Source organism: Mesorhizobium sp. M4B.F.Ca.ET.089.01.1.1, from assembly GCF_004022605.1.
Classification (GTDB): Bacteria; Pseudomonadota; Alphaproteobacteria; order Rhizobiales; family Rhizobiaceae; genus Mesorhizobium; species Mesorhizobium abyssinicae.
Window position 1 is genome coordinate 1 of the sequence record NZ_RZOS01000756.1, and the last position, 1733, is coordinate 1733.

At 65.3% G+C, this 1733-nt stretch carries 2 protein-coding genes; both read right to left on the bottom strand.

The annotated features are described in order from the left end of the window. Positions 1 to 119 precede the first annotated feature (119 nt). Complete coding sequence (locus tag EN780_RS33525) at positions 120 to 1388, bottom strand: CCA tRNA nucleotidyltransferase (protein WP_127282806.1); 1269 nt, start codon at positions 1386 to 1388, stop codon at positions 120 to 122. After that, positions 1385 to 1733, bottom strand: a 349-nt coding sequence (locus EN780_RS33530) for a CoA pyrophosphatase (protein WP_133372863.1), incomplete at its 5' end; no start/stop codon positions are given. The genes EN780_RS33530 and EN780_RS33525, both read right to left, overlap by 4 nt.

The window sequence follows — 1733 nt, forward strand, 5'->3', positions numbered from 1 at the left end:
ATCAGGTAAGTTGCGATCTAGAGCGGTTCAGCGTTTCATGGAATCGCCGAACCGCTCTAACTATTTGTTTTTACGCAATTCCGGACGGAAAACCGTTACACACTTTTCCTGGAATTGCTCTAAGCTTCAAGCGCTTTTACGGCGCGCTCGATGAGCGCGCCGCGGTCAAGGGTGAAACCGGACCCGATCCATTCCTTCTCGAGACTTTTCAGGATCGCGCCGAGCCTGGGGCCGGGCGCCGCGCCAAGCTCGGCGAGATCGGCGCCCTTGATCGGGAATACCGGCTTCTCCCATTTCAACGCGAAGGCAAGCAGGCGCGAGAAGCCGCCGGCATCGATCAGCGCCTGATTGTCCTCGGCCGCCCGTGCCCGCGCGGAAGCCAGTGAAAGCCGCAGCCGGTCGGCGATGCCGTTACGATCGCCGAGATAGAGTTTCTTGGCCAGTTCGCCTTCGCTCGTCCTCGGCTCGATCGCCGCCGCCAGCGCCCAGTGCCTCAGCCGCCCCGCCTCGGCGGCGGAAAATTTCAGCCTCTCGGCAAGCGTCTTCATCCGCGCGGCATCGGGCGGCACCATGGCTTCCAGCCTCAGCAGCGGAGCGGCTGCCCAGCCCAGGTCCTTCTCGGTCCGGATCAGCCCATGGATGGCGTCGATGCCCCATTTCTCGCTTTCCGGCAGAACGCTGGTAAGCACGCCGGCCTGACGCATCCACAAAAGCGCGCGTGACGGGTCCGGCGCCGACAGGAGCTTCTTCAGTTCGGACCAGATGCGCTCCGCCGAGAGCTGGCCGAGCCCGTCCTTCAGCCGCGCGCAGGCCTTCAACCCTTCGGCGTCGGGTCGTCCGTCGCCATACCAGGCGAAGAAACGGAAAAACCGCAGGATGCGCAGGTAATCCTCGCGGATGCGCGCTTCCGCATCGCCGATGAAGCGCAGCCGGCGCGCCGCGATGTCGGCGATGCCGCCGACCAGGTCGACGACGTTTCCGTCAGCTTCGGCATAGAGCGCGTTGATGGTGAAATCGCGCCGCTCGGCGTCGAGCTTCCAGTCGCGCCCGAACGACACCTTTGCCCGCCGCCCATCGGTCTCGATATCGGCGCGCAGCGTGGTGACCTCATAGGTCTTGCCGCCGGCGATCGCCGTGACAGTGCCATGCTCTATGCCGGTCGGCACCGTCTTGAAGCCGGCCGCCTCGGCGCGGCGGATGGTTTCCTGCGGCAGCGTCGTGGTTGCGACGTCGATATCGGCGACCGGCTGGCCGAGCAGGGTGTTGCGAACGGCGCCGCCCGCGACGCGCGCCCGCTCATCGCCATCCGAAAGCGCTGCCAGCAGACGCTGCAGGTGCTTCTCGTTCAGCCAGTCCGCCCTGCCGGCGAGCGATACGGGAGCACTCAAGCATAGAGCCTTTCGTAGAGGGTGCGGATGATGCCGGCGGTGACGCCCCAGATGCGCTGGCCGCCATAGGGCATGTCATAGAAGAACCATTCGAGGTCGTCCCACATGCGGCTGTCCCTGGCGTGGTTGGCCGGGTCCATCAGGAACCGCAGCGGCACCTCGAAGGCGGCGTCGACCTCGTCGGCGTTGAGCGTCAAGGAGAAGCCTGGCCGAACCACCGCCAACACCGGCGCGATGCGGTAGCCGCTGCCGGAAACATAGTCGGGCATGCGGCCGATGATCTCGACACGATCGCGCTCGAGGCCGATTTCCTCAAAAGTTTCGCGCAACGCTGCCGCCTCCGGG